Genomic DNA, 12,928 nt, shown 5'->3' with positions numbered 1-12,928 from the left:
TCACCCGGCCATGAAGGCCACGGACCTGCTCGCATCCTCCTTGCGGGGCGGCTGACGGAACAGACCGCGTGCACCGACGGCCAGCGCCCACACCAGCAGGGGAAATACAGCGACCCGCTCCATACCTCCCATACCCAGTCCCAGGTAGTGCCGGGAAAGGAAGAGCCCCAAGCCCACGATCGCCGTAATTCCCAGCAGGCTGGTGACCCGACGCACCGGACCCGGAGAATCGTCAGACAGGCCGATCCCCGCCAGCAGAAGACCGACGTTTCCCGTCCCCATGATGAGCAAGGCGCCGAGGACGTGCTGGTTCTCATGGACGTCCGCGGGCGCCAGCCCGGCGAGCACGAACCCCAGACCGGCCCCGGCCAGGAGAATCCGGGCCACGGCGGCGGTCGCGCCCCGGCGCCACATGGGGCCGGTCAGAGCGGCGCCGACAACGAGCAGCGTTCCCAGGACGACGAACGAGGTGTTCATCAGGCCGTGTTCGGGTGAACAGACATAGCGCGGCTCGGGATGCTGCTGCATGGCGCAGTGGGCATTACCCAAATCACTGATGTTGTTCCGCGCCCAACTGTAGGGTCTCGCCCACGCTGACTCCACGATCACGTGGATCACAAAGAACTGCACCACACCCGCGATCCACACGGAATACCCGATCCGAGCCTTCACCCGTCCACCTTCTGCCGCACGCTTCCTGTACGACCCAGCGGACCACGCAACCCGAACCACAGGCACTCCGGCGGGCCCCCGGGGCGGGGGTGGGGCGGGCCCTACTGGCGACCGGCTCGTGCGGGCCGCACCGAACGGCGGGCGGAGCCGATCTCAGATCTCGCCATCACCTCGCCGAACGGGACACGCCAGCTCGGGCTTCGACCGGTTCGGAGAACACGTCACCAAGGCGAGCGACAGGTACGAGGGTCGCTCCAGGTAGAACCCGAGCGACACATCTCCGCCCGACCCCAGCCGCATGGCCGCGGAGCGGACCAGCACCGCCCGATCGATGGAATCGCGCTCCCGTGCGGAGGCGAACCGGGGTGCGTACTCGGCCACGCACGCGCCCATCCAGGCGGCTGCATCCCTTGCCTCGTCCCACGTACCACGCACCAGGGAACGCGGCTTCACCAGCCAATACGCGATTTCCAGCGGAGGAAGGTCCACGGTCGGGAATTCCGCCGAGACCTCCCGGTGGCGCTGTAGCAGCTCGGGCCTGCATCCCGCCGGGGGCGGCTCGGGATGCGGAGGCCGCCGCAGGGCTTCCTGATCGAACCGCTCTTTGGCCCCCACCCATAGATAGCCGTGATGATGCACCGGTCGTTCCCGTCGGGCGTCGAAGATCGAGGGGGCCGGCCCCGGACTCCATGCAGAGCGCACAGCTCCCAGGACCGGCCAGGGGAGGATCAGACGGGCAGCCCGAACCTCGCCGGCTCGATACCGGCCGCGGCCAGCTCCGCCGAGGTGAACCGCAGTGGCTCCCTCTCCGGGCGCTTGCTGTCACCCAGCGCCCAGGCGTCGTCGCCGATCCGGGCCAGGGTCACGCATCCCTCGGTGCAGGGCCCTCCGCAAGCCTTCGCGAAGGAGGCCCCGCTGATGTCGAGCCCGTACAGCTTGGTTCCGTCCAGCATCACTGCACCTTCCTGCTCAACTGATCACGGCCATGACCGACCGCCGCCGCCCAAGAGGGCGGGAGTTAAATGGGGGAGGCAGATGCCTCAGCGTCCGGAGTCCGTACCGCGCCCGTCACAGCGCCGGCACCGACACGGCGGCCACTCGCTGGTGATCAGGGGCGGAAGGTCCGGCGTGGCGCGTACGACCGTCTCGGGTCCCCAGGTCTTCCCGGAGTCCCGCGAGACGCGCATGGTCATGAGTGGGCTGTCGGCGAAGAGCCGCGTCTTCGCATCGGAGTCGGCGGGCCTGGTCATGTAAGCGGGCAACCAATCGACTTCGTGTCTTTTGACTGCACGAGGATCAGGCTTCGGCAGGCACCCTCGGTCGGGACCCGGACGAGCCACCTGGCAACGGCCTTGCTTGATGCCTCCTGCGGATCCATGTCTTCCTCCTGCTGCGGGCCGGATCGGTCACGGCACACAGCTTCTTGGAAGTAGCTGCGACATTCGAGGACTTGGAGAGGCCGCTGAAGGGACCCAGAAGGGGCCTCCTCTACCTCGTAGGAGTTAGGGGCTGCCCAACAAGGGACTCGACGTGGGACCGTTGAAGGAGTCAGCAGCAGGAGGTGTCCAAGTGTCCAGGCCCAGCGGCAACGTCCGTCTCAAGGCTGCTCGAGTGGCCGCCGGTTTCAACTCGCAACAGGACCTGGCAGATGCCCTGACGCGGCACGCCAAGGAGATGGGCATGCGCGGACTGTCGATCGGGGTGCGACAGGTGCGGCGGTGGGAGTCGGACAGCCCTCCGTGGCCGCAGCCGGACTGCCAGCGGGTGTTGGTCCACTTGCTGGGCCAGAACATGGAGGCCCTCGGCTTCACCCCTCCGTGGGGTACCGAGGGCCCACAGCAGCCCAGCCACTCGCGGCGCAGCCTGGTAGCCGGTGGTGCGGCGACCCTGGGCCTGGCGGTGCTGCCCGGCAGGGCCGGCGCGGCGTCACATCCCGACACGGCCGGAGCGGACTTCCAGGCGGTGACGCGTTCCCACCGTCGGCTCTACTGGTCCGTCACACCGGCCCAACTGCATCCGGCCGTCGTCGCCCACGCGACGCTGGGCTGTGTCCTGCTGCCGGAGTTGCGGGACTCGACCCGGAGCACGGTGGCCGCCGCTCTGGCCGAGACCTATCTTCTAGCGGGTCGGATCGAGTTCTTCGATCTCCGTGAACCGAGCCGGGCCAACGACACCCTCCTCCTGGCGCTGCAGGCCGCCGGCGAAGCCGACGATCCGCTGCTCGGGGCGGCGATCATCGCGCACATGGCCTTCGTCCCGGGCTGGGTGGCGGACCGCGACGGCGCTCTGGAGCGCATGACGGCGGCTCGGACATACGCGCGCCGTGCGCCCGCCTCCGCCGAGATCCTGGCCTGGCTGGATGCGGTGGAGGCCGAGTGTGAAACCAGGTGTGGGAACACTCGCACGGCCCTGAACCTGATCTCCCACGCCGAGGACGTGCTGGCAGCAGGCAATGACCACTCGTCACCGGAGTGGCTGGACTGGTTCTCCCCGGCCCGTCTTGCGGCTTTCAAGGGCAACACCCAGGTGACCGCGGGCCACCTCCCACAGGCTCGCGAGAGCTTGCTCCACGCCTTGGCGTCGATGACGCCTGCCGAGGCCAAGCAGCGTTCGGTGATCTTCGGCGACCTGGCCGCCGTGGAGGTCGCGTCGGGAAACCCGGAGCAGGCGTGCGGGTACGCGGGGCAGGCCCTCGATCAATTGGCGGTCACCTGGTACGCCACCGGCATGGACCGCGTACGCGAGGTCCGGCGCGCGCTGGCGCCCCACCAGAACGAGCACTGTGTCCGTGACCTGGACGACCGACTGTACGACTGGTCGACGACGCTCAGTGCGCTGAGTCGTTGAACTGACGAATCGCAGTGGGCAGTTCAAGCAGACTCCGCACCCGGAAAGTGGGCAGCTCCCGGGCCTCGGCCGAGTCCCACTGAATCGTCGCCCAGGGCCCGCGGTGCACGAGTGCCGTATGCATCGCCGCCTCACGTGCCGGGCGGATGTCGTTGTCGCAGCGATCCCCGACGTAGAGGATCTCGCCGCTGTCGAACGGCACCGCCTCGGCGACGCGCTTGAAGAACTCGGGGTCGGGTTTGCTCGCTCCCCAGTCGTCGGAGGTACCGATCAGGTCGACGTCGCTCGAGAACAGCTCACACAGTATCCGTCCGGCGCGCACGGTCTGGTTCCCGGCGATGCCGAGCCACAGCCCGGCCGCCCGCAGCTCGCCCAGAGCCGGCCGTACGTCCGTGTACAGATCCTCTTCACCGAAGGTCTCCGGCTGCCCCGCGGCGGCTCGCTTCTCCCGCTCCTCGTACAGGTCGAACCCCGGCCGGAACTCCTGGAAGACCTCCCGGTAGTCCCGCCCCTGCGCGATCACGGCCCCGAACATCGCATGGAAGGTGTGTCTCGAAACCCCCAGCCAGTCGGCCCAGGTCCCGTACTCCCGGGTCTCGTCCACCAGGCACTCACCGACGTCGAAGACCACTGCGCGAATCATGGGGGCAGGCTATAGGAGCCTCCGGACGCCATGCCTCCTCTCGCAGGGCATCGAACGTCCTCCGTGAGTCGTCACCAGGAGCACGGTGGAGCGGGAAGTTGCTGTGCTTGCAGGTCGTTTCGGGGAGCATCGCGCAAGCATGGCACGTGACCAAGCTCGTACTGACCTGCTCCACTGGACTGCTGCCCGGGGCCAGGATCCAGACGATGTCCTCGACCGTGTTCAGATGCATTACGAGGCGGAGCTGGGAGGGGCGGCCTAAGCGGTACGGGATGACTTGCGCGTTTGCGCAGCGGTCAGCAGCAGGGCTTCAGCGTTACCTGGGGCGCCGGACCTGAGAAGTTCCAGCGCGGTGCGCAGCACTTCGCGGTCGGGCTGGTCCCGTCCATAGATGTGGAGAAGGTCCCTGACGAGATCCTCCTGGCCTTCCTGGGTCAGCAGGACGACCAGCAGGGCTATCTCTGCCGGGCTGTAGGCGTCCGCCGTATGTCGCAGGAGGGCCAGCACCTCATCCGCTTGCCGGCCGTCGCCGCGCAGAGCTTCCGCTCGCCTCGCGACGTTCCGGGCGGCCTCCGTATCAAGTTCGTTCCGCTGCCGGTACCCCGCCTGACGGGGTACCGGCAGCGGAACGGCGGCCGGAGCGTGAGGCGGATGGACTGGTGAGCCGGCTTCGAGGAGGCTGACCCGTTCCCGAAGTGAGGCGGCCTTTCGCTGCAGCACCGTGTACTTCCGCTGGAGGGAACGCAGGCTGTCGGCCTTCGGCGAGGCTTGCTGGCGCAGCGTGTCACGTTCCGCGCGCAGCTCCTCGTTCGCGCTCCTGAGCTGTTCGTTCTCGTCACGAAGCGCGCGTAGTTCTCTGGACGCCGACTCCAGGTCTGCGCTCAGGTGCGTAGCGATCCCACCGTTCTGCTCGGCCGCCGCCTTCGCGTGCAACTGGCACAAGTCGTCCGGGTTATGCCGACCTCGATGCCCTGCTTCGAGGCGTCAGCGCGCGCCTCCTCGAAGAGGATCTCCACCGATCTTCGCTGGGGAAGGGCCTTTCCGCTGAGTGCCCTAGAAAGGGCGCTTTCGCTCATTTTGAGCCGGTTGGCGGCCTCGCCCTGGGTCGGGCTGTGTGTAAGTACACCGGTGCTCTCTGGCGTGATGAGCAGGAGCGGGCAAAGGCGCTGAAGGGCGGAGGCGAGTTCACGCCGTGCTGGTGAAAGGCCGCTGTCGATGGGCTTTTCCGCCCATGCAAATGGAGGGCGACTGTTCCTGCTGTACGGCACGCTCTTGAGACCTCCCCGTCTCCCAGCAAGTTGCTCTGCCAGCAAGCCCGTTGCCAGGTGTCTGGTTCATTCTGCCGTAGTGATGGCGGAGTTGTGCTTGCTTTTGACGAGCAAGGCTTGCTTTGTGTCGGCAAGTATCCAAAGGGGATTGAATCTCGGCATCTGTCGTGTTCACTGGACGTCAGCCGCTCTTGAGGCGGGGGGTGGTCGCGAGGCGAACGCTTGTGCAGGAATGGCAGTTCTTGTGCCGCTATGCAGCAGTGCGCGCCTTAAGGCCAGATTCAGGTAATTGCCACATGGGCACATGGGAGGGAACGGATGACCGCGCTGCCGTCTTGGCGGGACACGACCTACGGGGGCCACAAGCTCGGAACCATGGCACGCGTCGCGCTGTGGCTCATCCAGGAGGTGAAGGAGAACGGCACCTTCACCAAGGGCGACCTGCGGGCCGCGTTCCCGGACGTGGCGCAGATCGACCGTCGCATGCGTGACCTGCGCGACCGCGGCTGGGAGATCGCCACGAGCCGCGAGGACCCGACGTTGCGCCAGCAGGAGCACCGCTTTCGGACCAGGGGTGCTGACGTCTGGATTCCGGGGCAGTCGAAGGCGCCGGCGCACAAGGGGAGCATCACTAACGCCCAGCGGGCCAAGGTGTTCCAGGACGATGGCTACCTCTGCCGTACTTGCGGCGTGGCGGGCGGCGAGACGTACGGCGACGGGGGTTTGGAGCAGGCCGTGCTCAACGTGGCGCGTCGGCCGGTCGTTCAGCCGGACGGCAGCGTCGTCCACCAGCTCGTCACGGAGTGCCAGCGGTGCGGCCGGGGCAACGTGGACCGGACCGTGCACATGGCGGACGTCCTGGGGGAGATCGAGTCGCTGGCTTCGGTAGAGCGGAGGGTGTTCCGCGGGTGGATCGCCGCGGACCGCCGGCCCCCCAGCGCGCTGGAGCAGCTGTGGGGGCTGTACCGCACGCTGCCTGCGGACGCACGCAAGGCCGTGGCCGACAAGCTCGACGGTACGAACGACTGAGACAGGACGGGACGACTACGATGCGCGAGTTTCCGGCCCCGCCGAGGGCGGCCGAGTTCAGCGAACTGATCAGCAAGAAGGTCGAGGAGGTCAAGGCGGCCGGCGGTACGCGGGAGACCGTGACCGTCGACTGGAATGGGCAGCAGGCCCATGTCGAAGTGATTGATCTGCCGCTGAGCAGCCTCTTCTACAACCCCAGCACCCACCGGATCCGGGCCCAGCGCAGCCACGACGCGGAGCGGGATGCGCTGCTGGACAAGGACCCCTGGTGCGCGGAGAGCCAGGACTACCTCAGCTTCCTGCTCAAGGCGGACCCCGAGAACACGAACGTGCGGGACAAGCACTTCGATGACCTGAAAGACAGCCTTAACCAGTTCGGGCAGAACGACCCCGGGCTCGTGACCCGGCACGGGGTGCTGGTGAACGGCAACACCCGGGCCGCCGCGCTTCGCGAACTCGGCGCTCAGTCGATGCGCGTGGGCGTACTGCCGGCGTCGTTCACATGGGCCGACATCAACGCTGTCGAGCTGTCCCTGCAGCTTCGCAAGGACCACAGGCGTGACTACTCCTTCATCAACCGCATCATCGCCATGGAGGAGCAGGCGGCGCTGGGCCGGACGCCGGAGCAGATCGCTAAGGACTTCCGGATCCAGGTGCGCACCTACCACCAGGAGCGGTGGATCCTCAGCACGATCCGCGAGCTGAACGAGCGGAGCCGCACTGGCGGCGGCAACGGACTGCGCCTGGTGGACTGGGAGGGCGCGACGGAGCGGCTCAGGGAGCTCCACCGGCTGTACGCGAAGCTGGAAACGGTGGACCGCGACCAGGCCGAGGTCCTGAAGGAGCTGCGCTTGGCCGCGATCCTCCTCAACTTCTCCAAGACGGACGTTCGTCACATCGACGAGGAGTTCCTGAAGGCGGGGCTTGAGCGGCAGTTGCCCATGGGCGGTACGACGGCCGCGCAGCCGCAGTCGGTGTCCATCCCCGGCCTGGGCCTGGAGGTGCCCGCCGCCTCCTCCGCCGTCGCTGAGGCCCGGGCGATGAACGACGAGATCCTCCGCACCGCCGCTCTGGTGAGGAACGGAGCCTCGGACCTCGGTGACGAGCGGAAGGCCGCCGCGCAGGACGCCTGGGAAAGCACGAAGAAGGCGTTCGACGAGGCGATCGACGCAGCGGGCCGCAACGCCCGGCTGCGCAAGCGCAAGCAGCTCGCCCCGGCCCGGCTGGCGGAAGCATGCGCGAGCATCGACCAGTGCGTAAGCGACCTGGTACAGGCACGGACCTCCCGGAGCCTGGACGAGGAAGCGTTCGATGATGCGGTGATCAAGCTGCGGGGCAGCCTCCTCAAGCTCGCGCAGCAGGCCGGCCGCGGGCTGCCGCAGCCGGGAGACGGTGTGGCCTGGCTGCTGGAGGCCGTCGCAGCGGAGGGCTCGCGGTGAGCAGTCCCGTTAGCGAGAAGTCGCTGCGTCTCGGGTTCGATGAGACCCGGACCAGGGTGGTGCTGCGGACCACGGAATCGTTCCAGCAGGAACTCGTGCAGCTGGCCGCCCGGTTTCGCACCGGCGGCCAGCTCGGCCCTCTGAGTGCCTCGGTCTCCCTGGACGAGCTGCTCGCGGACCTTGCCCTCCTCGGCACCTGGTCCGACCCGGCCGGCGTGGAGTGGGCGGATGACCTGCGTGAGCTGGTATCCGGTGTGGTCCAGGACGCCCACACCGTGCAGCAGCGACTCGCGGGGCGGGGCGCACCCGGCGAGGTCGCGCCCGACGACGTGCTCGCCCTCCTCGGCGACACCTGGAAGGGCGAACTCAGCGAGTTCCAGCGCCGCGACATCGCGAAGCTTCTGTCGCTGCAGCACGGTGCGAACTTCAGCGTGCCCGGAGCCGGCAAGACCCGCGTCGCCCTCGCCGTGTATGCCGCGCAGAAGGCCGCCGGCAAGGTGAGCCGCCTGCTGGTCGTCTGTCCCAAGTCGGCTTACGAGTCCTGGCGTTATGAGACCGCCGAGTGCCTCATCCACCCGCTGCGGATCAACGTCCTGGACGGCTCGTGGGACGAGTGGGCCGAGGTGCTCGTGGTGAACTACGAGCGTCTCGACCGGTCGCTGCCCATGCTGGCCGGGTGGCTCAAGGCGGGTCCCTCAATGATCATCCTGGACGAGGCGCACCGGATGAAGCTGGGCGCCCGGGGGACGTACGGGGCAGCCTGCATGGCCCTGGGCCCTCTGGCCGCGCGCCGACTGATCCTGACCGGTACCCCGGCCCCCAACGGCTCCCGAGACCTGGAAAACCTGCTGGGCTTCGTCTGGCCGGGGCACGGTCAGCGCACGGTGGTGCAGGCGGTGGCTGGCGGTGACCTCGCACACGCCAGCTCGGTCCTGCGGCCGCTGTTCACGCGCACGACCAAGCAGGAACTCGGTCTGCCACCGGTTCAGCTGGGGCTTCGCTTCGTCGACATGCCACCCCTGCACGACGAGATCTACACGGCTCTCGTGGGCGGCGAGAAGAGCGGCACAGCGCGCGACGACCTGAGCAGCCTGGGCAAGACTGCTCTGCGTCTTCTCATGGCGGCTACGAGCCCGGCCCTGCTCCTTGAAGGAGCCAGCCGGTACGAGCCGCTCGCGTACCAACTGCCACCGCTGGACGTCCCCGAGGGCAGCTCGCTGTACTCCCTCATGCAGAGCCTCCCCGACTACGAGCTGTCGCCTAAGTACCAGGAAGCCATCGCGATCATCGCGGAGAACGCCGCCCAGGGCCGTAAGACGCTGGTCTGGACGACCTTCGTCAGGAGCCTCACCACGCTGGAAGGCCTGCTGGAGAAGTACAGTCCGGCTGTCGTCTACGGCGGCACCGCGGACCGTGAGGAGCAGCTCCGCCGGTTCCGGGAGGACCCGGCGTGCATGGTGCTGATCTCGAACCCGGCGACCTTGGGAGAAGGGATAAGCCTGCACCATGTGTGCCACGACGCTGTCTACGTGGACCGCGACTTCATGGCCGGCCGCTTCCTTCAGAGCCTCGACCGGATCCACCGCCTCGGGCTGGCCCCCGACACGGAGACCCGGGTGACTGTCCTGGCGGTGCGGAACTCCATCGACGAGGTGGTCGCCGAGCGCCTGGAGCGGAAGCTCGACTTCATGGGGCGCATCCTGGACGACCCCACGGTGCAGCAGCTCGCTGACCTGGAGGAGGAGCCCTCGGTGGCCGCCGGACTCGCGCCGAGTGACATAGAGGCACTGCTCAGTCACATGGGGGGTCGCTAGGACCGGCCGCGTGCTGGGGACCTCGCGGGACTACCCTCTGCGGTGTGTCCCATGATGCCCAATGGGAGGCCCCGGAAGGTTCCTGGGCTTCGTCCGCAGCACGCCGCCGCAACATGCAGGCGATCCGCAGCCGTGACACCAAGCCCGAGTGGCTCATCCGAAGGCTGGTCCACGCGAAGGGTCTCCGCTACCGCGTCGCGGCCCGGCCCCTGCCGGACCTCCGCCGGACGGCGGACTTGGTCTTCCGTCCGGCGAAAGTCGCTGTCTTCATAGACGGCTGCTACTGGCATGGCTGCCCGGAGCATTACGTGCCGCCTAGGACGAATTCAGGTTACTGGTCCGAGAAAGTCCTGCGGAACATGGCACGGGACATGGACACGGACCAGAAACTGAAGGCAGCCGGTTGGTGCGTGCTCCGCTTCTGGGAGCATGAATCATCAGACGCTTGTGCCGACAAAATCGCCCTCACGGTCCTGAGTCGGCGCAAGGGCGGCGCGGGCGGCGGAGACTGAAATCTCAAGTTGCCGCGGGACGTCTGCGACGGGCAGCGCTCCCGTCGGTTCCATCTCGTACTCGGTGAGAAGTTCCTCGCGGTGTTCAGGACGCAGAACGGCCGCAATGGCCCGTCCAACGGCTTCCGCCACCGGGGGCGGGAACGCGTTCCCGACCTGGCGGTAGCGGGCGGTCTTGCGGCCCTGGAACTTCCAGTACTCCGGGAAGCCCTGAATGATCGCGGCCTGAGCGACGGTGAGCATGGGGCCGTCGGGACGGAAGAGGTCGCGCTCCGGGACGCAATTCTCGGGGTCGTTCGCGATTCCCATGCCGTCAACTCCCAGGTCTCGCCAAGCACGCTTGGCTCGTGTGGGACCAAGGTCGGCGCCGCCGTGCTTCTTTGACCCGCCTACGAGAGTGGGGGCGACCCTCTTACCTGAAGTGGCTTCTTCCCACCTTTCGAAGATATGCTGTCCAGTTTTCTCTCCAGGTCCTGCGGGCTGCCCGTGGAGATTCTTGTCCCAGAACTCATCGCAGCGCGCTTTCATGCTGTCGTAGAGTTTCCCTTGGACCGTTGCCGGATCACCCTTCAGCTCTGTGGGCCACCTGAACTTCTGGTCACCTGGGCTTACTGCACTCTTGTGAATGGCCACCAAAATCGCGCGCGGCCGCAGTTGCGGAACGCCAAAATAGCTTGCGTCGAGACGCCGCCAGACCGAACGCATGATGACGTCCTGCTCAGTCGCAGAAAGACCTGGATCAACCTCGGGGACCAGATAGCCGAGGCTGCGAAGTCTTTCGAGGATTGAGATCCGGTAATCAATGAAGAACTCTGGAGGTTCCAGGATTCCTCGCACATTTTCAATCATCACTGCCTTGGGCAACAAAGCGTCGATGATGTCAAGCGCTGCGGGAAAAAGATCGCGTTCATCGTCAGGGCCGAGCCTGTGCCCCGCCAAGGAGAACGGAGGGCACGGCACGCCGCCGGCGAGCAGGTCAAGGTCTCCGCGTTTCAAGCCGAGGTCCTTCAGGACGTCCGACTCCAGGAATTCCTTGACGTCCATCGGGCGAATGGCGTCAGCCTTCTCCTGGTCCCAGCCGGGCCAGTCGCCCACGTTGGCCCGCAGGGTGGCCACGGCGTGCGGGTCCCACTCCACGAGCGCGCGGTGGTCAAAACCGGCGTTGTGCAGCCCGACGGCTTGCCCGCCGGCGCCCGCGCAGATCTCGATCGAGGTCAATGGCGAGGCGAACTTCGGTCGCTTCTGGCCGCTGCGGGGCATGCAGCTCCTCCTGGATGATCATGTACAGGTCGGGAGCAGTGATCAGCGACTGCTCCCCAGCCCCAAGAGTCTCGCACTTCTCGCCAGGTTCATCTGAGCGCCGGCGACAGGCTGGCCACCCGTTGTCGAACTGATGCACGATTTTGCCATACCTTGTGCCCAAGCGTGCTGCGCAGGCACTCTTTCTCATCCAGGACCGCGCAAGGCCCGCTTGTGCCACACCGTCGGGCCGCCCGCTCCTTGGGCAGTGTCGTGCTTCCTCATGCACGCCGGGTGGATTGAGGGCCTGCGGGACGCGGGGGTGCCTCTTCAGGGGCGCGTGGTCAGTTTGCTGCGCCGTGGCACGCCACATAGCTCTGGGGCTCCCCGCACCAGCACCCCGCCCCCGTCTCCGGCGGCCAAGCCACCGCCCGCCCCCGGGCCGCCAGTGTCGTCGCGTACTGCGGGAGCAGCGTCACGTCGTCCGGGGAGGAGCCCTCCGAGGCGGCGAAGGCCTCGTACGAGGGGACCGTGCCCGTCACGATGCCCAGGTTCCCCGTGCCCGACGAGGACAGTTCGCGCAGCGACGTCTCTATGGTCGACAGGTGGATCTCGTGGGACGGGTACTCCGTGGACAGGGTCGGGTAGGCCGAGAGGAGTTCCGAGAGTTCGGGCGCCGGCCAGTGGAGGACCGCTACCGGGAAGGGGCGGGAGAGGGCTTCTCTGTAGGCGCCCAGTTCGGCGCGGAGGCGGGAGATCTCGGCTTGGAGTTCCGCCGGGTTGTCCGAGCCGAGGGACCAGACGCGCTTCGGGTCGTGGAGTTCGTCCAGGGAGACGGGGGCGGAGTGGAGGGAGTCCGCCAGGGTGTCCCAGTCGTCGTGCGGGAGGCCTCGCATGCGGCGGACGCGGTGGCGGCCGTAGAGGAGGGGCTGGGTCGAGGGGGCGGCCTCCGTGGTGGACGGGAGCAGCAGGCGCGCGGCCTCCGTGTACGTCTCCTCGGCCGCTTCCAGCTCGTCGTGCGACTCCAGGGCCTCGGCGATGATCACCCAGGGGGCCGGGTCGCGCGGGGCGGTCAGCCGGATGCCGTCGATGATCGCCCTCGCCTCGGCCTCGTGGTCGTACTCCCACAGGTTCGACGCCTTGAGGGCACGGATCAGGGTGGGGTTCTCCAGGTCCTTCGAAAGGCCTTCTGAAGCGGACAGCAGGCGGTCGTAGAGCGCTGTCGCGGCAGGGCGGTCGCCGGAGAGTTCCAGGTGGGCCGCGGCGCGCAGGAGGAGGGCCTCGGCGTCCTCGGGATACAGTCCGGCGGTCCGCTCCAGGCGTGCCGCTTCGGCGGTGTGGTCGACGTTCTCGGCAGGCGTGTCGGGGCGCATGGGGGACACCGTACTGCCGAGCGGTGACAAAAGTGAGGTGCGGAGGGGGCGCTCAGGGAGGGCCGCTATCTTCGGGCGGACAGCCACAGGTG

At 67.6% G+C, this 12,928-nt stretch carries 13 protein-coding genes; 6 read left to right on the top strand and 7 right to left on the bottom strand.

Translation table 11 applies throughout. The annotated features are described in order from the left end of the window. From ACIHEJ_RS17025 to ACIHEJ_RS17015, 3 genes are all read right to left on the bottom strand, one after another. The gene (locus ACIHEJ_RS17025) at positions 1-672 is read right to left on the bottom strand and encodes a DUF998 domain-containing protein (RefSeq protein ID WP_400135794.1); all 672 of its coding nucleotides are present in this window, start codon (positions 670-672) and stop codon (positions 1-3) included. Between the two features lie 153 nt (positions 673-825). Then, the gene (locus ACIHEJ_RS17020) at positions 826-1,311 is read right to left on the bottom strand and encodes a hypothetical protein (protein WP_400135791.1); all 486 of its coding nucleotides are present in this window, start codon (positions 1,309-1,311) and stop codon (positions 826-828) included. Between the two features lie 89 nt (positions 1,312-1,400). Then, positions 1,401-1,625, bottom strand: a complete 225-nt coding sequence (locus tag ACIHEJ_RS17015; protein ID WP_400135788.1) for a DUF397 domain-containing protein — start codon at positions 1,623-1,625, stop codon at positions 1,401-1,403. Positions 1,626-1,800: 175 nt separating this feature from the next. Here ACIHEJ_RS17015 and ACIHEJ_RS17010 point away from each other — a divergent pair, with 175 nt between their 5' ends. Both ACIHEJ_RS17010 and ACIHEJ_RS17005 read left to right on the top strand, forming a co-directional pair. Further along, positions 1,801-1,926 (top strand): hypothetical protein, encoded by a 126-nt coding sequence (locus tag ACIHEJ_RS17010; RefSeq protein WP_400135786.1) that lies wholly within the window; start codon positions 1,801-1,803, stop codon positions 1,924-1,926. A 315-nt stretch (positions 1,927-2,241) separates the two neighbouring features. Beyond that, positions 2,242-3,519 carry a transcriptional regulator gene (locus ACIHEJ_RS17005; protein WP_400135783.1) on the top strand — a complete coding sequence of 426 codons (1,278 nt, stop codon included), beginning with the start codon at positions 2,242-2,244 and terminating at the stop codon, positions 3,517-3,519. Here ACIHEJ_RS17005 and ACIHEJ_RS17000 read toward each other — a convergent pair. Next, positions 3,500-4,162: an HAD family hydrolase gene (locus ACIHEJ_RS17000; protein ID WP_400135780.1), complete on the bottom strand. Its 663-nt coding sequence runs from the start codon at positions 4,160-4,162 to the stop codon at positions 3,500-3,502. The genes ACIHEJ_RS17005 and ACIHEJ_RS17000 overlap by 20 nt on opposite strands. A gap of 258 nt (positions 4,163-4,420) precedes the next feature. After that, the gene (locus ACIHEJ_RS16995) at positions 4,421-5,104 is read right to left on the bottom strand and encodes a hypothetical protein (protein ID WP_400135777.1); all 684 of its coding nucleotides are present in this window, start codon (positions 5,102-5,104) and stop codon (positions 4,421-4,423) included. Between the two features lie 701 nt (positions 5,105-5,805). On the opposite strand from ACIHEJ_RS16995, the gene ACIHEJ_RS16990 reads away from it, so the two are divergent. The 4 genes from ACIHEJ_RS16990 to ACIHEJ_RS16975 are packed head-to-tail and all read left to right on the top strand — an operon-like array spanning position 5,806 to position 10,224. Next, positions 5,806-6,459, top strand: coding sequence for a hypothetical protein (locus ACIHEJ_RS16990; RefSeq protein WP_400135774.1), 654 nt, complete (start codon positions 5,806-5,808; stop codon positions 6,457-6,459). Between the two features lie 20 nt (positions 6,460-6,479). Beyond that, entirely contained in the window at positions 6,480-7,898 is a 1,419-nt protein-coding gene (locus tag ACIHEJ_RS16985) for a hypothetical protein (RefSeq protein WP_399768639.1), read from the top strand. Next, a complete protein-coding gene (locus ACIHEJ_RS16980; protein ID WP_400135772.1) occupies positions 7,895-9,712 on the top strand; it encodes a DEAD/DEAH box helicase in 1,818 nt (605 codons plus the stop codon). The genes ACIHEJ_RS16985 and ACIHEJ_RS16980 overlap by 4 nt, the downstream gene beginning before the upstream one ends. A gap of 44 nt (positions 9,713-9,756) precedes the next feature. Next, positions 9,757-10,224, top strand: coding sequence for a very short patch repair endonuclease (locus ACIHEJ_RS16975; RefSeq protein ID WP_400135770.1), 468 nt, complete (start codon positions 9,757-9,759; stop codon positions 10,222-10,224). Here the strand turns inward: ACIHEJ_RS16975 and ACIHEJ_RS16970 are convergent. Both ACIHEJ_RS16970 and ACIHEJ_RS16965 read right to left on the bottom strand, forming a co-directional pair. Next, on the bottom strand, positions 10,150-11,484 hold the full coding sequence (locus tag ACIHEJ_RS16970; RefSeq protein ID WP_400135768.1) for a DNA cytosine methyltransferase: 1,335 nt from the start codon (positions 11,482-11,484) through the stop codon (positions 10,150-10,152). The genes ACIHEJ_RS16975 and ACIHEJ_RS16970 overlap by 75 nt on opposite strands. A 323-nt stretch (positions 11,485-11,807) precedes the next feature. Further along, positions 11,808-12,836 carry a hypothetical protein gene (locus ACIHEJ_RS16965; RefSeq protein WP_400135766.1) on the bottom strand — a complete coding sequence of 343 codons (1,029 nt, stop codon included), beginning with the start codon at positions 12,834-12,836 and terminating at the stop codon, positions 11,808-11,810. Between the last annotated feature and the right edge of the window lie 92 nt (positions 12,837-12,928).

Origin of the sequence: Streptomyces sp. NPDC052301, assembly GCF_044593395.1 — a bacterium.
Lineage (GTDB): Bacteria > Actinomycetota > Actinomycetes > Streptomycetales > Streptomycetaceae > Streptomyces.
The sequence above is the reverse complement of the archived record's forward strand: the minus strand, read 5'-3'. Positions and strand labels throughout refer to the sequence as shown.